The 21,145-nt window shown below is 63.5% G+C and carries 19 protein-coding genes; 12 read left to right on the top strand and 7 right to left on the bottom strand.

Annotated features, from left to right (window positions below; translation table 11 throughout):
• Positions 1-65: 65 nt before the first annotated feature.
• On the bottom strand, positions 66-1,232 hold the full coding sequence (locus tag QO014_RS20445; protein ID WP_266350606.1) for a GGDEF domain-containing protein: 1,167 nt from the start codon (positions 1,230-1,232) through the stop codon (positions 66-68).
• A 1,766-nt stretch (positions 1,233-2,998) separates the two neighbouring features.
• On the opposite strand from QO014_RS20445, the gene QO014_RS20440 reads away from it, so the two are divergent.
• Positions 2,999-3,289: a GIY-YIG nuclease family protein gene (locus tag QO014_RS20440; protein WP_266350605.1), complete on the top strand. Its 291-nt coding sequence runs from the start codon at positions 2,999-3,001 to the stop codon at positions 3,287-3,289.
• A 394-nt stretch (positions 3,290-3,683) separates the two neighbouring features.
• On the opposite strand, the gene QO014_RS20435 is transcribed toward QO014_RS20440, so the two are convergent.
• Entirely contained in the window at positions 3,684-5,339 is a 1,656-nt protein-coding gene (locus tag QO014_RS20435; protein ID WP_266350604.1) for an RNA-directed DNA polymerase, read from the bottom strand.
• A gap of 403 nt (positions 5,340-5,742) precedes the next feature.
• Between QO014_RS20435 and QO014_RS20430 the strand changes: the two genes are divergently transcribed.
• From QO014_RS20430 to QO014_RS20395, 8 genes are all read left to right on the top strand, one after another.
• Positions 5,743-7,527 carry an acetolactate synthase 3 large subunit gene (locus QO014_RS20430; protein ID WP_266350603.1) on the top strand — a complete coding sequence of 595 codons (1,785 nt, stop codon included), beginning with the start codon at positions 5,743-5,745 and terminating at the stop codon, positions 7,525-7,527.
• Between the two features lie 30 nt (positions 7,528-7,557).
• Positions 7,558-8,100: an acetolactate synthase small subunit gene (gene ilvN / locus QO014_RS20425; protein WP_266350856.1), complete on the top strand. Its 543-nt coding sequence runs from the start codon at positions 7,558-7,560 to the stop codon at positions 8,098-8,100.
• 67 nt (positions 8,101-8,167) lie between these two features.
• Positions 8,168-8,491, top strand: coding sequence for an AbrB/MazE/SpoVT family DNA-binding domain-containing protein (locus QO014_RS20420; RefSeq protein WP_266350602.1), 324 nt, complete (start codon positions 8,168-8,170; stop codon positions 8,489-8,491).
• Entirely contained in the window at positions 8,472-8,807 is a 336-nt protein-coding gene (locus QO014_RS20415; RefSeq protein WP_266350601.1) for a type II toxin-antitoxin system PemK/MazF family toxin, read from the top strand. The genes QO014_RS20420 and QO014_RS20415 overlap by 20 nt, the downstream gene beginning before the upstream one ends.
• A 358-nt stretch (positions 8,808-9,165) precedes the next feature.
• Positions 9,166-10,680, top strand: a complete 1,515-nt coding sequence (locus tag QO014_RS20410; RefSeq protein WP_266350600.1) for an ATP-binding cassette domain-containing protein — start codon at positions 9,166-9,168, stop codon at positions 10,678-10,680.
• Between the two features lie 219 nt (positions 10,681-10,899).
• On the top strand, positions 10,900-11,622 hold the full coding sequence (locus QO014_RS20405) for a TetR/AcrR family transcriptional regulator C-terminal domain-containing protein (RefSeq protein ID WP_266350599.1): 723 nt from the start codon (positions 10,900-10,902) through the stop codon (positions 11,620-11,622).
• Positions 11,623-11,634: 12 nt separating this feature from the next.
• Complete coding sequence (ilvC, locus tag QO014_RS20400; protein WP_266350598.1) at positions 11,635-12,654, top strand: ketol-acid reductoisomerase; 1,020 nt, start codon at positions 11,635-11,637, stop codon at positions 12,652-12,654.
• Between the two features lie 353 nt (positions 12,655-13,007).
• Entirely contained in the window at positions 13,008-13,448 is a 441-nt protein-coding gene (locus tag QO014_RS20395) for a hypothetical protein (protein ID WP_266350597.1), read from the top strand.
• A 645-nt stretch (positions 13,449-14,093) separates the two neighbouring features.
• On the opposite strand, the gene QO014_RS20390 is transcribed toward QO014_RS20395, so the two are convergent.
• The gene (locus tag QO014_RS20390; protein ID WP_266350596.1) at positions 14,094-15,455 is read right to left on the bottom strand and encodes a hypothetical protein; all 1,362 of its coding nucleotides are present in this window, start codon (positions 15,453-15,455) and stop codon (positions 14,094-14,096) included.
• A gap of 280 nt (positions 15,456-15,735) precedes the next feature.
• Complete coding sequence (locus QO014_RS20385) at positions 15,736-16,584, bottom strand: helix-turn-helix transcriptional regulator (protein ID WP_370877182.1); 849 nt, start codon at positions 16,582-16,584, stop codon at positions 15,736-15,738.
• 79 nt (positions 16,585-16,663) lie between these two features.
• Between QO014_RS20385 and QO014_RS20380 the strand changes: the two genes are divergently transcribed.
• Complete coding sequence (locus QO014_RS20380; protein WP_266350594.1) at positions 16,664-17,563, top strand: SDR family oxidoreductase; 900 nt, start codon at positions 16,664-16,666, stop codon at positions 17,561-17,563.
• An 89-nt stretch (positions 17,564-17,652) separates the two neighbouring features.
• On the opposite strand, the gene QO014_RS20375 is transcribed toward QO014_RS20380, so the two are convergent.
• Together QO014_RS20375 and QO014_RS20370 are read right to left on the bottom strand one after the other, a co-directional pair.
• Positions 17,653-18,093, bottom strand: coding sequence for a BA14K family protein (locus QO014_RS20375; RefSeq protein WP_266350593.1), 441 nt, complete (start codon positions 18,091-18,093; stop codon positions 17,653-17,655).
• Between the two features lie 207 nt (positions 18,094-18,300).
• Positions 18,301-18,618, bottom strand: coding sequence for a BA14K family protein (locus QO014_RS20370; RefSeq protein WP_266350592.1), 318 nt, complete (start codon positions 18,616-18,618; stop codon positions 18,301-18,303).
• Between the two features lie 173 nt (positions 18,619-18,791).
• Here QO014_RS20370 and QO014_RS20365 point away from each other — a divergent pair, with 173 nt between their 5' ends.
• Together QO014_RS20365 and QO014_RS20360 are read left to right on the top strand one after the other, a co-directional pair.
• On the top strand, positions 18,792-19,697 hold the full coding sequence (locus tag QO014_RS20365; RefSeq protein ID WP_266350591.1) for a PhzF family phenazine biosynthesis protein: 906 nt from the start codon (positions 18,792-18,794) through the stop codon (positions 19,695-19,697).
• A gap of 70 nt (positions 19,698-19,767) precedes the next feature.
• Positions 19,768-20,274 (top strand): cupin domain-containing protein, encoded by a 507-nt coding sequence (locus tag QO014_RS20360; protein WP_266350590.1) that lies wholly within the window; start codon positions 19,768-19,770, stop codon positions 20,272-20,274.
• 131 nt (positions 20,275-20,405) lie between these two features.
• Here the strand turns inward: QO014_RS20360 and QO014_RS20355 are convergent, their stop codons facing one another.
• On the bottom strand, positions 20,406-21,125 hold the full coding sequence (locus tag QO014_RS20355) for a helix-turn-helix transcriptional regulator (protein ID WP_266350589.1): 720 nt from the start codon (positions 21,123-21,125) through the stop codon (positions 20,406-20,408).
• Positions 21,126-21,145: the final 20 nt, after the last annotated feature.

Below are 21,145 nucleotides of genomic sequence, written 5' to 3'. Positions count from 1 at the left end.
GCGTTCCGCCTTTCGGGTCAAACGGTGAATCGGGCTCTCCCTGCGGAGGGCCCGAAAACGCTGCCTCAGGCGGCGACGGCTAGTGCGCCCGCCTCCGCCACGCAGAGGCGGTTGCCGCCCTCGCGCTTCGCCTCGTAGAGCGCGGCATCGGCGAGCGCCAGCCATTGCTGGATCGAGCCGCGCCCATCGGGCGAGACGGCGATGCCGACCGAGGTGGTGCAGCCGGCCTCGAGCCCGTCTATCGCCTTGGCGCGCTCGGTGAAGGCGGTCATGATCCGCTCCGCCACGGCGCGCGCCTCCGCCTCGCCGACCTGCTCCATGATCACCGCGAATTCCTCGCCGCCGATCCGCCCGACATGATCATCCGGCCGGAGCGAGGCCCTCGCCGCATCGGCGAAGGCGCGCAGCGCCGCATCGCCGACCGGATGGCCATAGAGATCGTTGACCTGTTTGAAGCGGTCGAGATCGAAGGTGAGCACCGCGACGGGCTGCCGCCGCGCGCGCCCGCCGAGGATGGCGGCGCCCTGCTCGAACAGGGCGCGGCGATTGGCGAGGCCCGTCAGTGAATCGCGCAGCGCCGCCTCGCGCAGCTGTGCCTCGACGCGCTGCTTGGTCAGCGCCACGGCGAGAAAGCCGACGACCTGGGTGAAGACGATCGATTCGAGCGCCATCAGGCCGAACCAGCGCGTTCCGAACGGGGCGTCGAGCGTCGGGACATCGACCAGCGCGACGGGAATGCGCAAGAGCACGATGAGCCCGTGCACGGCGAAGACGATCGCCAGCGCATAGCGCGCCTTGAGCCCGTCATGGCCCCAGAACTCGCGCGCCGCGGCGATCGTCCAGAAGCCGATGACGAGGGAAATGCCGACGACGCGATAGGAAAAGGTCTCCTGGATCACCGGAAAGCGGCAGAGCAGCAGCCAGAGCGCCGCGCCGGCGAGCGGCGGCCAGAGCCGGGCGGGCCGGCCGTCGAAGACGCGCGCCGCGACCCAGCAGAGCCCGAAGCCGAAGAGATTGATCGCCGAGGCGAGGTCGATCGAGACGAAATCGGGGATGATGCCGCGACCGGCATACATCAGGCAGCCGGTCGCGCCGAGCGCATAGCTGAGGCCGAGCCAGAGCAGCGTGCGGTCGCGGCGAATCTGCAGCCACGAGCCGAAGAGCAGGATGGACGTCGCCATCATCGTAACGACGAGTACGACGAAGAGGGTCGGTGGATCGACGAAGGTCATTCAGGCGTACCGGGGGGATATCCTGCCGGCAGCCTAGAACATTGCGTTTGAAGAAGCGATCATTCCGATGCGCCGACGCGAGCCCATCGCGCATGGCGTCGCCATCCCATGTCGCCGCGGCCGCGCCCCCTTCATGGCCCGGCCGGGATAGCGCTGCTCTGCGCCCCAACGCCATGACAGCCGCCGCGATCGGCGTCGCCGCGTCATCCTCCGGCGTGATGGCGAGGGGTGCATGGCGGGGCGTCATGGTTGGGCAGGCTTCATGGCTGGGTTTAGGGGGGGGCTGGATGTCATGGCCGGATGGTCTGGTCGGGTGGCTCGGTCGGCATTCTCGCGTCGCGGCGCGGTTGCGCGATCCCGTGGCGGATCGCCCGGGTTCGTGCTCGGCGGGGCAGGGCCGGCGATGGCCGGGGGGAGGCGGATGCGCGAGAAGCACCGCTTGGGGTTAGTTCCGTATATGGCGCTCGTCGCGCATCCGCCGCGGCGATTTCTGTCCTCCGATCGGCCCTGGCGGGAGGGAGACGGCTCGACGCGCGCTGCGCGAAGGCACTCGGACGTCCGTCCTCCTGACCGGGGTTGATCGCGGCGGAGGAACGGACCGATCTCCAACCCTGGTGCGCGGCACGATGGGTGCCGCTCACGACGGATCATAGTGTCCGCTGGCATGATCGCAGGCCTCGCGGAGACGAAGGACCGGTTTCCCCCGCCTGCACGCGCCGCTCCCTTTGGACGCATCAGGCAAGGACCGGATCCAGGCCCGCCCCCGGCGCGTCACGGGATGGAGGGAGCATGCCGGAAAGGGGAGGGACATGTCAAGGAAATTATTCCTATCGACGCCAAGCGAAGAGTGCGGCGCTCCTTCTCGATAGGAATGGCCTGCTGCCAATGCGCAACTCCAGCCGTCGCCGACAAACTCGCCTCCGGCAACCCAACGCCGTCATGGCCGGGCCTGTCCCGGCCATCCACGCCTTGCTGTTACCTGCTCAGGCGCACCACGGACGAAAGGAAGACGTGGATGCCCGCAATGAATGCGGGCATGACGGCTTTGATGCTGGACTGCCCATGACGCCCCCACACTCCGCTTAACCCGCCCCTTGCGGGCGGGTCAAAACCGCGAGGCGGTTTTGGGGCGGGGTCGGGTTGCGGGGGCCGGATACCGGCTCTTCAGAACGCACCGAAAGCAAGAACGCCTCGGCTTCGCCAAGGCTAACCCCGCCCCGAAAACGCAAGGGCGTTTTCGACCCGCCCGCAAGGGGCGGGTTAAGCGGAGCCATGCCGTCCTGCCGCTTCTGCTGTCATATCGACGCCAGCGCGGCCCCTCTCTAGCGCCATCACCCTCTTTCCAGTGCCGTCATCCCCGCGAAAGCGGGGACCCATCCAGCCGGAGCATTGGGAATGACAGGCACCCGGCATCACGGCTGAATGGGTCCCGGGTCTCCGCTGCGCTCCGCCCGGGATGACGGCCTGAGGTCGGGTTGGGCGGTTCATCAAAACCGTCATGGCCGGGCCTGTCCCGGCCATCCACGCCTTTCTGACACCCGCCCTGGCGCACCACGGCCAAAAGCAAGACGTGGATGCCCGCAATGAATGCGGGCATGACGGCGGTGGATGACAATTGTTGGTGGCAATCCCGTCCGCCCTGGGACGATAGTCCAAACGAGGCTTTGGTTCATAGCCAGACGCCGTCATGGCAGGGCTCGTCCCACGCCGGGCTTGCCGCCCCAAAACCCATTGACGACGGCCCGAGGTTGCGTTGTGCTCGACATATGGCCGCTTACGTCTACATCATGACGGACAAGAAGAACGGAACGCTCTATCTCGGCGTGACGAACGATATCGCACGGCGTGCCTTCGAGCATCGCGAGGGATTGGTGATTGGGAGCTTCACGGAGCGCTATGGCTTGAAGCGACTGGTCTGGGTCGAGGTGCACGACAATATCGCCGCGGCGATCCAGCGCGAGCGCACGATGAAGCATTGGCCGCGCGCCTGGAAGGTCCGGCTGATCCACGAGCAGAACCCCGAATGGGATGATCTCTACGAGCAATTGAATTGGTAGCAGGGCGCTGCTGGCGACTCACGCCACGCAGCCGTCATGGCCGGGCTCGTCCCGGCCATCCACGCCTTTATGGCTGGCCATGGGCATGCTCCGACTTACCAAAGCAAGACGTGGATGGCCGCAACAAGTGCGGCCATGACGGCCGGTGTGGTGTGTCGAAGGGAGGAGCCAGCCGAAAGGTGAGCCTGACCTGCGAGCGGACGGCCTGACCGGGATAAGCCTCGCTCCTCAACGAATAGCCAACGCCATCCAAGGACAGCCTGCGCCTCACCCCGCGCCGTTGTCATAGTCGGCTGGTCCCGACCATCTACGACCCTCTTGGGGATGCGGGCGCGCACGAACGACCGAAAGAAAATCCTGGCTGGCCGCGACTATTTATAGAATGCAGATGAATTTAGAACTCATCATCTTCTTTGCCGTCAGGTTCATCATCAAAATAATCATCATAGTCGCCTATGCCTTTTTCGATTGCATTTTTGGCGGAAGTTCCCGTGACATCATTCTCAAAAACAACCGGGTCAGCACTGCGATCATAGAATGATGTGTTATTGTCGTACATAGACTGGAAGAAATCGCTCCCTTGCAAATTCTTTGATTTAAGCCGAAATCCAAATTGACGATCCGCCTCGTAAGATAATATCCAATTACTCCCCAACATCGGTCGTTCGCCAATGCGATCAAGCAAAATATCTTTGGGAAAGTTGTAGGTAGAAGCAGACGATTGGTGGACATCTAAGCATAATAAGACGACGAATGGCCCGCAGCGTTTTATTATTGACTCGACCAAGCTGAGTGATATCGCCTGGCCAAGCTCTTTGAGCATCCAAAGAGCCCATATTACTTCTGAATCGTTTCCCGAACGGGCGCTACGCGCGATCGACTTTTCGGCAACTTGTCGCCACAAGTCCGAATCAACGCCGTGCTTCCGCTGCCGCCATGCGACGACTCTCGCAACATAGTCCCAGCAGTGCGGAAAGCTGATTGCCGATCTTATTAGAAAAGGCTCAAGTAAATCCCAATATATGTTCCATATGTTAAAGTCATCAATCTTCCTAAGGGCAAATTTAACAATGCCCTCATCATTTCTAATTTTTGCAGCTCGAAGAATTTCGTCCATGAAATGAACAAAGTCTGCTCGGCTCTGACGATTGTTGGTAATATCATCCGCGGAAAATGTCTGGATCTCTCGTCGAATTTCTACGGGCCAGAATGGCTCCAGATCGTCGCTGGACTCGAGTATGGTAGTTTTCGACTCATTAATATCCAGTTCAAACTGGCGAATAGAGTCCCTGATAGAGCTCAAGTAACTGTTAGCGTCATCCAAATTATCTGCACCGATATATATGTCGTCAACCAGCCTTAATAGTGGGATGTTTCCTCCGTTATCAATTCTGAATCGATGATCTATGGATACTCCAATTATTTCAGATATTAATCGTGAGAAATCTGGTCCAACTGGAATTCCGATTGTTTGTCCGTCTTGCGACTGGCGTACAATCTTGTCTAGACGGTTACCAAACACCGTTTCAGAACTGTCGCGGCGGTCCTTTTTTGCATCTGTTTTTCCGTGCAACGCCCACGATATCGAGTGCGTATAAATAGAATGAAAGAAACGAGATATGTCTGTCTTTACCACGTATCTGGAAAGGGCAAGATCCTTTCGGCGTCTTCTATGGAATTCTGGATGGCTATTTATTTTTATTGGTCGACCCGCGCCGTCGTTGAACAACGGGTTTGAGGGTCCATCGGCGGACAATGACAAATGCTCATCGATTTGGCTGGAATATTCACTAAAGAATATAGAGCAGTCGACCATAAATACGGGATTAGGCATTGTGAATATACGTCGTTGACCGTTCCTCTTTGAAGCATTGTATCGGGCACCTTCCGTTGGTTTATCGGTTAAGTAATGGTTGGTTGAGAGCGCTCCAATTGCTGCTTCATGCAAGTTTTCAATCTTGAAAACAGGCGGCAAATTCTCGGGAAAAAAGCCTGAATCAAGCATTTTCTCAGCGAAAATGTTGGGGTCACTGCCGATGAATTTAGTCATTGCCGAGGCCGCCTGCGAGTTTGAGCTAGACTAGGACCGATAAGGGTGGAAATCACTCTGGCACTCAAGTCCTATTGTGTCCTAACTGCAATCACTGGTAGCTGATCGTTTGCGGGCTACCCCCTAATTTCCTTTCCCTCCACACCCCTCCCGCGCAACTTTCTTCCTGCCCCTCTTGACGCCCGCTTTGTCCTGCGCCATGTTCCGCGAAATTTCTCGTTCGAAGGGCCCGGACATGATCCGCCTCAGCATTCTTGTAGTATCGGAGCGCACTGCCTGATGGTTTGAAGCCGTCACGACAGGTAGTGCGCGAAAATGGGCCCCGAGAGGGCCTTTTTTATTGGCTTGATGGAACTGAAGAAAAGCGGACCGAGCGATGGTGGTCCGTCACGGAGCGATTAAGATGGCACGGCAGATGACAGGCGCGGAGATGGTCGTTCAGGCGCTGATCGACCAGGGCGTGGAACACCTCTTCGGCTATCCCGGCGGCGCGGTCCTGCCGATCTATGACGAGCTTTTCCAGCAGGACAAGGTCCAGCACATCCTCGTCCGCCAGGAAGGCGGGGCGGGGCATGCGGCGGAGGGCTATGCGCGCTCGACCGGCAAGGTCGGCGTCGCGCTCGTCACCTCGGGGCCGGGTGCTACCAATATGGTCACGCCGCTGACCGACGCGCTGATGGATTCGATCCCCATGGTCTGCATCACCGGCCAGGTCGCGACGCATCTGATCGGCTCCGACGCTTTCCAGGAGGCCGATACGGTCGGCATCACGCGGCCCTGCACCAAGCATAACTGGCTGGTCAAGGACGTGAACGATCTCGGCCGCGTCCTGCACGAGGCGTTCTATGTCGCCCGCTCCGGCCGTCCGGGGCCGGTCGTCGTCGATATTCCGAAGGATGTGCAGTTCGCGACCGGCACCTATCAGGGCCCGGCCCGCGTCGAGCACAAGACCTATCATCCGCAGGTCGAGGGCGATCCGGCGAAGATCAAGGCGGCGGTCGAGCTGATCGCGGGCGCGAAGAAGCCGATCTTCTATACCGGCGGCGGCGTCATCAATTCGGGGCCGGAAGCCGCGGCGCTCTTGCGCGAATTCGTGCGCCTGACGGGCATTCCGATCACCTCGACGCTGATGGGTCTCGGCGCCTATCCGGCCTCCGACAAGCAGTGGCTCGGCATGCTGGGCATGCACGGCACCTATGAGGCCAATAATGCGATGCATGATTGCGACGTCATGATCGCGATCGGCGCGCGCTTCGACGACCGCATCACCGGCCGGCTCGACGCGTTTTCGCCGGGGTCGAAGAAGATCCAGGTCGATATCGACCCGTCCTCGGTCAACAAGAATGTCCGCGTCGATCTCGGCATCATCGGCGATGTCGCCCATGTGCTCTCCGAGATGCTGGCGGTCTGGAAGGCGGCGGGCCACAAGCTCGACCAGGCGGCGCTGAAGAACTGGTGGGGCGAGATCGACCGCTGGCGGACGCGCAAGAGCCTCGCCTATCGCCAGACCAGCGAGACGATCATGCCGCAATATGCGATCGAGCGGCTCTATGAGAAGACGAAGGCGCTCGAGAAGGCGACGGGCCGGCAGACCTTCATCACCACCGAGGTCGGCCAGCACCAGATGTGGGCCGCCCAGCATTTCCATTTCGATGAGCCGAACCGCTGGATGACCTCGGGCGGGCTCGGCACGATGGGCTATGGCCTGCCGGCGGCGATCGGTGCGCAGACGGCGCATCGCGACGCGCTGGTCATCGATATTGCGGGCGACGCGTCGATCCTCATGAACATTCAGGAGATGTCGACGGCGATCCAGCACGAACTGCCGGTCAAGGTGTTCATCCTGAACAACCAGTATATGGGCATGGTGCGCCAGTGGCAGCAATTGCTGCACGGCAATCGCCTGTCGCATTCCTATACCGATGCGCTGCCGGATTTCGTGAAGCTCGCCGAGGCCTATGGCGCGATCGGCATGCGCTGCGAGAAGGCATCCGAGCTCGACGACGCGATCGACGCGATGATCGCGGCGAAGGGGCCGGTGCTGTTCGATTGCCGCGTCGCCAACCTCGCCAACTGCTTCCCGATGATCCCCTCGGGCAAGGCGCATAACGAGATGCTGCTGCCGGAAGACGCGACCGACGAGGCGATCGCCAACGCGATCGACAAGGCCGGCGCGGCGCTGGTCTGAACCGACAGAACAAGAACACACGGAGAGACCATCATGCAGCCTGGATCCGTCTATGCGATCAAGGAAGGCAAGGACGCCACCGAGACCCATACGCTCTCGGTGCTCGTCGACAACGAACCGGGCGTTCTAGCCCGCGTCATCGGCCTGTTCTCCGGCCGCGGCTACAATATTGAGAGCCTGACCGTCTCGGAGACCGAGCACGAGAAGCATCGCTCGCGCATCACCGTCGTCACCACCGGCTCGCCGCAGGTGATCGAGCAGATCAAGGCGCAGCTCGAGCGCATGGTGCCGGTGCACCGCGTCATGGACCTGACCGTGACGGGCAAGGCGATCGAGCGCGAATTGCTGCTGATCAAGGTGCGCGGCGCGGGCGAATTGCGCAGCGAGGCGCTCAGGCTCGCCGAGGCGTTCCGCGCCCGCGTGATCGACGCGACGACGGAGAGCTTCGTGTTCGAGCTGACCGGCAAGACCGACAAGCTCGACCAGTTCATCCTGCTGATGCAGCCGCTCGGCCTCGTCGAAGTCTCGCGCACCGGCGTCGCGGCGATCACGCGCGGGCCGGACGCGACATAGGCGTCGATCGACATTGAATAATCCTCGCTTCGGATATACATTGGATATCCGAAGCGAGGAGGCTGTCATGCGTGTCAAGGTCGCGAAATGGGGCAACAGTGTTGCCGTTCGCATTCCCAAGGACATTGTCGATCAAGCGGGCTTATCCGACGGACAGGAACTCGATGTCGAGACGCGGGGCGGGATCCTGGAATTCCGGCCCGTGACGCGGCGCTACACGCTTGAGGAACTGCTTGACGGCACAGGCCCAGCCGGGCCCGAGGGTCCGCCCGATCTTATCGAGTGGGGGGCGGATCGCGGCGGTGAAGCTCTTCCAGACGATGCGTATGCGCGCGGCGAGATCACTTACGATGACATTGTGAGCGGGCGTGATGCCGCACGACGCCGGTGATCTCGTCTGGGCCGAGTTCAGCCCGAACCGTGGAACCGAGCGATCCGGCCGCCGCCCGGCGCTGATCCTGACGCCGCTCGCCTACAATATCGCAGCCGGCCGCTCGATCGTTTGCCCGGTCAGCACTACACGTGGCGACTGGAACTGGAACCTGCCCTTGCCGGACCATCTGCTGACGCGCGGCGTCGTGCTGATCGACCAGATCCGCTTCGTCCACAACGAGTCGCGCTTGTTCGGGTTTCTGGAGCGTGTGCCGGATTCATTCATGGCCGATGTCCGTGCCCGACTGGCTCCGTTGCTCGGCTTGGTGCCCTAACCCACGAGCGGCGTTCCTCAGGCCCGCATCAGCGGTGCCTTCAGCTTTGAAAAAAGGGTGCGCCGACCCTACGCCACGATCGACGCTGGCGAATTGCTGTTGATCCAAGGGAGCGGCACCGATGCGTGCCCCAGAGCCGATTGCCTTGTCAGTGCGAGCTCGGATTGCTACGTTTCCCTCGTCATTGGACTCACGCAAAGGGGAAGCCGGTGCTGCATCGTCGCTTCCATGACAGAACCCGAGGGCCTGTCCTCGCCCCGCGCCTGATCTCGCGGGGCTGACCAGGGAACGCATCGCCGTCTCGTCGTCAGCCTTTCCGGCACGCTCTGTCGTGCCTCTCTGATCCGATGAGACCTCCATGTCCCTGATTGCCGCCAAAGAGCTTTCGCTCACCCGTCACATTTCCCTTTTCGCCGGCCTCAGCCTTTCCATCGCCAAGGGCGACCGCCTCGGGCTCGTCGCCGCCAATGGCCGCGGCAAGTCCTCGCTGCTGCGCGTCCTGGCGGGCGAGGAGGAGGCGACCGACGGAACCGTCACCCGATCGCGCGGGCTGGTCGTGGCCGTCGCGCCGCAGGACCCGCCCGAACGCCTGCTGTCGTTCAGCTTCCACGATGCGGTGCGCGACGCGCTCGCGCCCGAAGTGGCGGAGACGGAGGGCTGGCGGGTCGATGTGCTGCTCGACGATCTCGCCGTCGACGAGGCGATGCGCGGGCGCGCCGTCCGCAGTCTTTCTGGCGGCTGGCAGCGCACCATGCTGCTTGCCCGCGCGGCGGTGGTCGAGCCGGACCTGCTGCTGCTGGACGAGCCGACCAACCATCTCGACATCGGCCGGATCGGCGTTCTGGAACGGTTTCTCGCCGGCTTGCCGCGCGACTGCGCCGTGGTTGCGGCGAGCCATGATCGCGTCTTCCTCGACGACGTGACCAACCGCACGCTGTTCCTGCGGCCGGAGGCAAGCGAAGACGTCCCGCTCGCCTATTCCCGCGCCGCGCAAGTCCTGGCGGAGCGCGATGCGGCGCGCGATCGCCAGTTCGAAAACGACATGCGCAAGGTGAAGGCGCTGCGCCAGCAGGCGGCCAAGCTCAAGAATATCGGCATCAACAGCGGCTCCGACCTGCTGGTGGTGAAGACCCGGCAGCTTTCGGAGCGGGCGGACAAGCTCGAGGAACGGGCCAGACCGGCGCATCAGGAACGCTCGGCCGGGGCGATCCGCCTGACCAATAGCGGCAGCCACGCCAAGGCGCTGGTGACGCTGGAGGATGCGGCGATCACGACGCCGGACGGACGGTTGTTGTTCCGCACCGGCAGGCTCTGGATCGAGAAGGGGGACCGCATCGCCCTGCTCGGCGCCAACGGCACCGGCAAGACGCGGCTGGTGGAAAGGGTACGGGCGGCACTTGCCGGCGCGGATCCGCAGATCCGAGGCGCGGCGAGCCTCGAACTCGGCCATTCCGACCAGTCGCTGTCGCAGCTCGATGCGTTTCCGACGCCTTGGGACGCTGTGAAGCGAAGCGGCGCGCTCGCCGACCACCAGGCACGGGCGCAACTCGCCGCGGCGGGCATCGGCATCGACGCCCAGCCGGCGCCTGTCGCCCGGCTTTCCGGCGGCCAGCGGGCGCGGCTGGCTATGCTGCTGCTAAGGCTGTCCCGGCCGAATTTCTATCTCTTGGACGAGCCGACCAACCACCTCGATATCGAGGGACAGGAGATGCTGGAAGGCGAGCTGGTGGAGCACGGCGCGGCCTGCCTTCTCGTCAGCCACGACCGCGCCTTCGTCCAGGCCGTGGCGACGCGGATCTGGGTGATCTCGGGCAAGCGGCTGATCGAGGCCGACGATCCGGCCCCTGTCTTCGATGCGCTGATGGCGGGCTGACGGAGCGTCCGGGCACGAGCACGCGATCGGCCGGCCGTGCGGCCAGCTCGGCCGGGCGCGGCGTCGGCAGAGCGATGGGCGCGCTTCGCCCCTTGACCTGCCGATATCCCTCCTGTATCGCCAAGGAACCGTACCGTACGGTACGCTGCATTGCAGCAAAATGCGCTGCGGGTGGCATTCGAGACAGGGGCGATCGGGAGACCGACGGATTTGGCGGCGATGAGCGCAGCGACGACCGAGATGGCGACGACAGCGGGCGAGACCTATTCGCCGCGCCAGAACGCCGTTCTGGAAAGCGCGCTCGCGCTGCTGGTCGAGGGCGGCGAGCGGGCGCTGACCACGGCGGGCGTGGCGCGCGCGGCTAATTGCTCGAAGGAGAGCCTCTATAAATGGTTTGGTGATCGCGATGGCCTGCTGGCCGCGATGATCACCTTCCAGTCGAGCCAGGTGCGGGCCGAGCCGCAATCCTCCGGCGCGGTCGGCCGCGCGGCGCTCAGGGCGCAGTTGATCGGCATCGGCGCCAATCTGCTGCGCGTGCTCGCCGGCGACATGTCGCTGGCGCTGAACCGCCTTGCGATCGGCCAGGCGCGCCGCGACGAGGCGAAGCTCGGCCGGCTGCTGCGCGAACATGGCCGCAAGCCGATCGAGACGCGGCTTTCCGCCTTGCTCGAGGCCGGGCGCGCGGCCGGGCTGATCGCATTCGATGATACGCGCGAGGCCTATCGCACGCTCTACGGCCTCGTCGTGCGCGACATGCATGTGCGCCTGCTGCTCGGCGACGGGCTCGACGACCAATCGCCGGCCGCGCGAGCGGAACAGGCGATCGACCAGTTTCTGCGCCTCTATGGCGCTGAAAGAACCACCGGGCTGTCCCCAGAGGGCCGGCACGGGACCGGACCGGCTCCAGAGAGAGCCGGCGCGGGAAACGAACGGACGGGATGAAAGGAATATTCCATGCGCGTCTATTACGATCGTGATGCCGATCTCAATCTGATCAAGTCCAAGAAGGTCGCGATCATCGGTTATGGCAGCCAGGGCCGCGCCCATGCGCTGAACCTCAAGGATTCCGGCGCCAAGGAGCTCGCCGTCGCGCTCCGTCCGGGTTCGACCACGGCGCTCAAGGCCGAGGCCGATGGCTTCAAGGTCCTCTCGGTGGCCGAGGCCGCCGCCTGGGCCGACCTGATGATGATGGCGACGCCGGACGAGCTCCAGGCCGACATCTACAAGGCCGACATCGCCCCGCACATCCGCGACGGCGCCGCGATCGCCTTCGCCCATGGCCTCAACGTCCATTTTGGCCTGATCGAGGCCAAGAAGACGGTCGACGTCGTCATGATCGCGCCGAAGGGCCCCGGCCATACGGTTCGCGGCGAATATCAGAAGGGCGGCGGCGTGCCGTGCCTGGTCGCGATCGCGCAGGACGCCTCGGGCAATGCGCTCGAGCTCGCGCTCTCCTATGCCTGCGGCGTCGGCGGCGGCCGTTCGGGCATCATCGAGACGACCTTCAAGGAAGAGTGCGAGACGGATCTGTTCGGCGAGCAGGCGGTTCTCTGCGGCGGCCTGGTCGAGCTGATCCGCGCCGGCTTCGAGACGCTGGTCGAGGGCGGCTACGCGCCCGAAATGGCCTATTTCGAGTGCCTGCACGAGGTGAAGCTCATTGTCGACCTCATCTATGAGGGCGGCATCGCCAACATGAACTACTCGATCTCGAACACGGCCGAGTGGGGCGAATATGTCACCGGCCCGCGCATCATCACCGCCGAGACCAAGGCCGAGATGAAGCGCGTTCTCTCTGATATCCAGACCGGCAAGTTCACCTCGGAATGGATGCAGGAATACAAGGCCGGCGCCGCCCGCTTCAAGGCGATCCGCCGCAACAACGACTCGCACCAGATCGAGGCCGTCGGCGAGCAGCTGCGCGCCATGATGCCCTGGATCGGCAAGAACAAGCTGGTCGACAAGGCCCGCAACTAAGGTCTTCCCCGCCGTCTCTCCTCTTCCCTCGGCCGTTGCCGAGGGAGGAGGGCGATATCGGCGCTGGCGCTGCTACCCCTTGAACCCGCCCGCAGGGGCGCGTTCAAGGGTTTTTGTTTTCTGCCGACGGAACATGAGCGGAGCGGCCGGACCATCGAGGCCGCCGATCGGGGCGGAGCGGCTGGAAGCCGTGTGCCTGGAAGCCATGTGCTTGGAAGCTATGTGCTTGGAGGCCATTTGCTTGGAAGTTCTTGGCCTGGAACCAATAGCGGGCGCGACGGTTCAGTTGTAGCGTGACGCAATGCTGACGAGCCCAGCCGCTGGGCGCGCGGCGATCCAGAGGAACGACCACTATGATAATCTCGTCCAGACTCCGTGCCGTTGCTGTTGCCGCTGTCGCGGCGGTGGCCGTCGGTGCCGCCAGCGCGGCGCATGCCGATACGGGCACGATCCGCTTCTCGATCTACAAGGCGGCCTTCTTCGTCGGCGGTTCCGGCGGCGATGGCACGCTGACCTTCCAGGGTCGCAATTATCCGATCGCGATCGGCGGCTTGTCGGGCGGGCTCGCCTTCGGCGTTTCCAGGACCAATTTCCAGGGCACCGTGCGCAACATCAAGCGCGCCTCGGACGTGGCGGGTGTCTACGCCGCGGCCGGCGGCGGCGGCGCAGCCGTCAAGGGCGCCCAGGTCATCGTCATGACCAACGAAAAGGGCGCCCGGCTCGAACTCTCGGGCACGCAGACGGGACTCCAGATCAACGCCGATATCAGCGGCATGGCGATCTCGTTGAAGTAGGCCGTTCGGCCTTTGGGCCCGCCGACAGACGGGCCTTTCGCCCAGAAGGCGGGCCTTTCCCCCAAAATCCGCCGGATCAAGGTTCTGCAGCGCCTGCGCTCGAAGGGGGACGGCCTTCGACTCCCTGTATTGCGCAGCCGAAGCCTTTAAGAACGCCGTCATCCCGGGCGAAGCAGAGCTTCGACCCGGGACCCATACAGCCGTGATTTCGGCCGCTGGGGCGATCTGCGCTTCGGCGGAATGGATCCCGGGTCAAGCCCGGGATGACGGAGCTGGAGAGGTGACGGCGTTCGTCGGCCACCGGCGGCAAAACCCTCCCCTTGAGGGATGGCTTGGCGGCTGAGCCCGGACAAAAGGCCCTGCGGATTCCATCGCGCCTTCACCGGCTCCAAAAAAAACGCACTCAAAGTGGACGGGCGTTCAGCAAATCTTCTTTCGTGCCGCTTGGCACCTCATATTGAACGTCTTCGAACCAACGTCGTCATCCGGGAATCCATCCGCCCCGGCAAATCGGCCACGGGGTCAGAAATGGGGTGGTTTCCCGCCTGTCCGCTTTTTCAATGGGCGCTTAAGGCAGCGGTCGTTCCGCCGATCACGGAATTGGGGCTGGAAGTGGCAAGTCCGCTGAGGGCATACCCTATTCATTCACTTCTTGAGAGCCAGTGGGTCGTCGCTGGCAGGATTGCTGGCTGCCCAGTCCAGACTCATCACAAGGCACATCCGCGCAAACTGTTCTGCAAGCGCCCGAGTAGATGACCAGTCATTGCCGAACTTGTCGTTGGTGCCGTGTATCGTGCGGCTGCGGCCCGAGCTGTAAATCTCTTCTACAGCCTGGTGCATGGTGGGGCCATCCTTGCGGATGGGTTTGTCGTCCTGCATGCCCAGCCGGGCTCGGATTAGGCTTCTGATCCCGCTGGACTTGCCGCCACTAGCGAGGGCATCAAGGCACGCCGAGAACTTCACAACTGCCATCAGATCCACCTCATCTCGGCACCCCTCATGAAACCATAGCAGCGCCTGCGCAAATGTATTCATGAGCGCTGGACGCGCGACCTTCCCATCACGCGAGAGGTAATAGGTGATCGCCTCGCCCACCACATCGAAGTCATCGCGATGCTTCGCCAGTTCTTTGGCCCATTCTCCAGGACTAATATTCGGACCATGCGGCAGGCCCATCAGGTTGCCGCCAGACAGCGTCTTGACCTTCGGTTTGAACACCAGCGAGCGCTGGCGGCGAACTGACGGATCGACCAACAGGCGAAACCCATCGAGCGCTTTGGAGGGTACGGCCCAGTGCAGGGCAATTCCTGTCAGTGCAAGGCGCGCAGCCGTTTGCGCTTTAAGACGACCGGCTTCGGAGGCGAGCCCTTCAGTGCGCACACTACACACATACGGACACTTGCCCACTGCATCGAGAATATTCTGCTCCCGCATGAAATCTACCGATCTCTTGCGCTTACGCGGTTTGCCTCCAGACCAGACGCGCATGATGCGCTGCGCGGTGGTCTTGCTAACGTCGCCTTCGGAAAGCTTGCGTGCGAGCCACGCCGGACGTGGCTCAAACTGTACTGGACCAATCGAAAACGGTGCGACCTCAAAGTTGCCAAACAGAGTGCAGCCGAACGAATGCTCAGCAGGGCCGTGTGTCTTGGCAGGTCCACTAACGGCCACGCGGATGGCAGCGATAACAGTGCGGGCGTTCTCTTGCCGGTCTTCATCGAGATCGATTAGCATCAGCGCCGGGCCGAAGGCACCCCGCACCATCCAATTCCATTCCTTATCGGTATGAGAGCGGCTTAGGATCGGATCGCTGCGTTGGAACTCCCGCGAAAAAAGCTCGATCAGCCGCTCCATCTCCGGCGTCGTCATTATGAAGCGGTCATTCCCGACGGCAATTTGCCCTGGAAACGAGAATCCTTCCTCATCCGGTCCCGGTACCGATCCAGGAGCTTGTATGCGCGTCAGTTCCGCGATTAGTGCCTCTACATGCGATTCCAGCGTAGCCATGGAGGTTTCCCTTTCCCGGGCAAGTCTAGCATATTGGAAACTAAGGGAACCGCACGGCCCGTTAGGATAGTGGGCCGTGCCCACAGGGCTGAGGGTATCGCCGCATTTACCACTGGCGACGCCGACGGAGAACGTCAGCTATTCAGAATTCGCGCTTCAGGATTGAACGACCGAAACGGGGTCGGAAGTTGCCATCAGCGCCCGGGTCGCTGGGGGGGCGCAATAACAAGGACCGCGGCGGCGCGGTTGCCGTCCGCGATGCCCTGGCCCGAATAGCCTCTCACCGCCCCGCCGCCCCAATCACCGCCTGAAACCGCTCCATCACCGCCTCATTCGCCGGGCTGTAGACCAGCATGTTCAGATCCGATCTCCCTTCGACCGCGAAGGTCGAGAATTCGAGCTCGATGGCGCCGAGGAGGGGATGGTGGAGGCGCTTGATGCCGTCGCGCATGCCGGTGACTTCATTGTCGTCCCAGAGCGCCTTGAATTCGGGGCTGCTCGCGGAAAGCTCGTCGACCAGGAGCTGGATTTCGACGCCGGCGCCCGCCCGCATGGCATCGGCGCGGAAGGCGCCGACGACGTAGCGGGCGACGTTGCGCCAATCGTCCTGCGCCGCGCGCACCCGTTCGTCGGAGAAGATCAGCCGCAATATGTTGCGCTTGTCCTTCGGAAGCTTCGCATAGTCCGTCAGGATCACAGTCGCGGCCTTGTTCCACGCCACCACGTCCCATGTCGCCGTCCGGAGGATGGCCGGGCTGAAGGGCATGGCGTCGAGGACGCGTTGCAGTCTGGGGCTGATGCCTTCGGGCTCACGGTATCGCGCCTCGGGCGGATGGCCGAAGGCGAGAATGTGCAGATGGTCGCGTTCCGGTTCGGTCAGCATGAGCCCTGCGGCGATCCGGTCGAGCACATGGGCGGATGGCGCGCCGCCGCGCCCCTGTTCCAGCCAGGTGTACCAGGTCGGGCTGATGTTCGCGCGCTGGGCGACCTCTTCGCGGCGCAGGCCCGGCGTGCGGCGGCGTCCGACCTGGAAGCCGAAGACGGCCGGGTCGAGCCGCATGCGCCGATCGCGCAGGAATGCGCCCAGGACGTTTTCGGAAACCGTCACGCTCGTGATCCTGTTGGTCATTATACCATGATAAAGTCACTACTTTAACAGGACGATTTTTCATGGGATCAGGCCGTCCGTCAATATCGGAGATTTTCCCATGCGTGTTTTCCTCACGGGTGCCACGGGCTTCATCGGGTCCCACATCCTTCCCGAACTTCTGGCCGCCGGCCATGAGGTGATCGGCAATGCGCGGTCCAGGGCCGGAGCAGACGCGCTCGCCGCGGCGGGTGCGAGCGCCCATCTCGGAACGCTCGAAGATCCGGCCGGGCTCGCCGAGGGCGCCCGGAACGCCGACGCCGTCATCCACACGGCCTTCGATCATGATTTCTCGAACTTCGTCGCCAATTGCGAAAAGGATCGGCGCGTCATCGCGGCGCTCGGATCGGTGCTGAAGGGATCGGATCGGCCCATGCTGATCACCTCGGGCGTCGGGATCGGCGATCCGCGCAATGGTCAGCCGGCGCGGGAGGACGTTTTCGACGCGCATCACTTCAATCCGCGCATCGCCTCGGAGCAGGCCGGGCAGGCCCTGCTGGAAGACGGCGTGAACCTCTCGGTCGTGCGGCTCCCGCAAGTGCACGATACGGTCAAGCAGGGCCTGATCTCGCCCTATATCGAGATGGCGCGCGCCAAGGGCACAGTCGCCTATGTCGGGGAGGGCGCGAACCGCTGGTCGGCCGGCCATGTGCTCGATGTGGCCAAGCTCTATGTGCTCGCCCTCGAGCGGGCCGAGGCCGGCGCGCGCTATCATGCGGTCGCCGAGGAAGGCGTGGCGGCACGCGATATCGCAGAGACCGTCGCCGCCGGGCTCAGGCTTCCGGTCGTCTCTCTCTCGAAAGACGAGGCGGCGGCGCATTTCGGCTGGTTCGCCATGTTCGCCTCGGCGGACATCGTGGCGTCCAGCGCGATCACGCGCGAAAAGCTGGGCTGGCTGCCGACCGGCCCGAGTCTCCTCGATGACCTCAGGCAGATGGATTACACCGCCAGGACGGCCTGAGGCGGGCGGGCGAAAGCGACCTCGTTGGACGAAAACAAAAGCCCCGCGGGATCGCTCCCGCGGGGCTCTTTAACGTCGTTTCGAAGGGCTCAGTACGAGCCGACGCAGCGATAGGCGCGGCCGTCATAGCCGATGAAGGTATCGGTTGACGGGTTGTAGCTGCGGTAGCGATCCTCGCAGTAGCTCACATGATTGCGCCATGCGACGCCACGCGGCGGCGGAACCTCATAGCCATAGGAGGGCTGCGAGGCGATCGCCGCGCCGAGGCCGAGGCCGACAATGGCGCCAGCCGCTGCGGCCGCGCCGGGATTGCCGTACCAGCCGCCATAATAGCGCGGGCCGCGATAGTAATAGCCGCCGCCGGGCGGGGGCGGGGGCGGGCCACCATGCCAGCCGGGGCCACCCCAACCAGGGCCGCCCCAGCCGGGACCGCCACGGCCATACCATTGGGCCGAAGCATCACCCGTGGTCCCGACGATGGCCGTCACGCCGAGCACGGCGGCGAGACCGATCGAAGCCAGGCTCTTCATGGTGAAATCTCCTTGTCAGTACAAGACAGCAGGCAATTCCTGATTGTCTGTATATGGGAAGCGCAAATTGGCAAAAATAAGACAGTTCGGATAATGACGGACCTTATGATCAAAGTATATTTCAGTCACTTCCAGTGTATTGAAGATCAAAACCCCGCCGTCGCCGGCGGGGAATTGTCGACCCGGGAAATTGGTGGCGACCAAAGCTCAATATGAGCCGTAGCAACGGCGGGCCTGGCCGTATCTGTTCAAATAGGTGTCGGTGCGGATATCGTAGGACCGATAGCGATCCTGGCAATATTCGACATGCGCGCTCCAGCCGGCGCGGCGGACATAGCGCGGCGTCTCGTCATAATAGCGCGGCTGGGCTGCCATGGCGCCGATGCCGAGACCGACGGCCGTGCCGAGCGCGAAGCCGCCCACCGCATTGCCGCCATACCAGTCGGCCGAAGCGGTGGTGGTGGAAGCGGCCATCGCTGTGAGCGCGATGGTGGTGGCGAGAGCGGCGGCGGCGATAATCTTCATGATCGTGCCCTCCTGGGGCGTTGTCGGGTTGTTTCTAGACGCTGCAAGCTGAACGCTGGCTGAATGAGGAGGAGATGATCACGGCGTGGTCGGGTCGCCTATGAAAGTGGTCACAGGGCCGAAATGATCGGCGTCTCATGCTATGACAAACGAATCCCGCCCATGAGGTTGCCATGTCCCGTCGCTATGTCCTGCTCGATGTCTTCGCCAACCGCCCGCTCGAGGGAAACCAGCTCGCCGTCGTGCTCGATTCCGAGGGGCTGGACGGCGCGCGCATGCAGGCGATCGCGGCCGAGTTCAACATCGCCGAGACGGTGTTCGTGCTGCCGCCTGAACGGCCGGGCCATCGCGCGCGCATCCGCATCTTCACGCCGGCGCGCGAGCTTCCCTTTGCCGGCCATCCGACCGTCGGCTCCGCCGTCCTGCTCGCGCTGGAGGATTTCGGCGACAGCGCGCCCGGCCGCGACGCGATGATGGTGCTCGAAGAGGAGATCGGCTTCGTGCGCTGCGCCGTCGCGCTCAAGTCGCAGAGCCTCGGCCATGCGATCTTCGACGTGCCGAGCCTGTCGCGCCGCACGGATGATCCGCTGCATGGCGAGGCGATCGCCGCGGCGCTCGGCCTGACGACCAGCGATCTCGGCTTCGAGAACCACACCGTTTCCGGCTTCTCGGCCGGCAAGCCCTATATCTTCGTGCCAGTCCGCGATCTCTCGGTCATGGCGCGGCTGCGGCCGCAGGCCCATCTCTGGGAAAAGGGCTTCCCCGGCGACCTCGCGGCCTATGTCTATACGCGCGAGACGACGGTGCAGGATCACCATTTCCGCGCGCGCATGTTCTGGCTCGGGAAAGGCTTCGTCGAAGACCCGGCGACCGGTTCGGCGGCGGCCGGCTTTGCCGGGCCGGTGCTCGCCTTCGACCAGTTGCCGACCGGCACGCACCGCTTCTTCATCGAGCAGGGTTTCGAAATGGGCCGTCCGAGCCTGATCGCGCTGGAAATCGACGTCAGCCACGGCGCCTTGCACGCAACGCGGATCGGCGGCGATGCGGTGGTGGTCGGGCGGGGTATGCTGGATCTCTAGGGCGGGCCATGCAACCGCGGCCGCCCGCGCGACTTCTGGAGAAGGCGATCGATCAAGGGGAGCGGGGACAATGCGGGTGGAAGGCTTTTCCTTTGCCGATGATGGCGATGTTCCCAATCATCCGCGCTGGCCGCTGGTCGTCTATGCCGGCGCGATCGATCCGGGTTTCCTAGCGGCCTCGGAGCACGCCTTCGACCGGCTGTTCGAGCGGAACGGCTGGGTCGTCGGCTTTCGCAACGGCATCTATCCCTTTACGCATTTCCACTCGAATACGCATGAAGTGCTCGGAATCGCGCGTGGCGAGGCGACCGTTCAACTCGGCGGCGAGGCGGGGAGGGCGTTCATCGTCAAGGCCGGCGATGCGCTGCTGTTGCCGGCCGGAACCGGGCACAGGCTGATCTCGTCGAGCCGGGCGCTGCTGGTGATCGGCGGCTATCCGCCGGGCCATGATTATGACCTCATCCGTTCGGCGGCGGGCGACACGGGCGCCATACGCGCGCGGATCGCCGCCGTGGCACGGCCGGATGCGGACCCCGTCGGGGGCGCCGACGGCCCTATGATCGCGCTCTGGACCTAGATCATTTCATCGTTTCATGGAAACGATGAAATGATCCATCTATTTGATTTGTCGCGCTTCCTTCACGCGAACCGCATTCCACGTCGCTCGGAAACGCTCTGGGCCGGGCCCGCCACGCCGTCCGCGCCGCCCTAGGAATGCCCTGCCGGCGGCCGAAACAGGCGGAGCTGCTCTTCGCGCCAACGCTCCCAGCGGTTTCGCAATTCGCCCTGGCGCAGGCCCGTTTTCTCCGGGAGAATTTCGGCCGTGATCATCCGGTCGATGCGAAAATGCCGGAAGCCTGCGCGCAGTTCGCACCAGGCCACGAGAAGCCGGCTCGTCTCCGCATAGCCGATCAGCACCGGCCAGATCGTCCGATCCGATTCCGCGCCGGTCTCCGATCGGTAGCGAAGCCGCACCTTCCGGCCATGACGGATGGCCGCGCGAAGACCGGCAAGGTCCACGCCGTCATCGGCCGCGCCGTCAGTCGCAGGCTTGACCCCGACGGCCGGCTCGATGATGTGCGGGCGCAGCGCCTCGGGAACGACGGCTGCGATCTTCGCAACCAGGTCGCGGGCCGCATGCACGAGCGCCTTGTCGCCATGGCCGATAACCCATTGCGCGCCGAGGACGACGGCATCCAGTTCGTCCGGTGTCAGCATCAGCGGCGGCATGTCATAGCCGGAGGCGAGCAGATAGCCGAGCCCCGCCTCGCCCTCGATCGGGACACGCTGATCCATCAGGTCGCTGATGTCGCGATAGACGGTGCGCTGCGAAACCTCGAGTTCCGCCGCCAGCGTTGCCGCCGTGACCGGTCGGGTCGATCGGCGCAGGATCTGGATGATCTGAAACAGACGGTCGGCGCGGCGCATGCTGACTCCTGCTGACAGTA

It is taken from the genome of Kaistia dalseonensis, from assembly GCF_030814715.1.
Taxonomy (GTDB): domain Bacteria; phylum Pseudomonadota; class Alphaproteobacteria; order Rhizobiales; family Kaistiaceae; genus Kaistia; species Kaistia dalseonensis.
The sequence above is the reverse complement of the archived record's forward strand: the minus strand, read 5'-3'. Positions and strand labels throughout refer to the sequence as shown.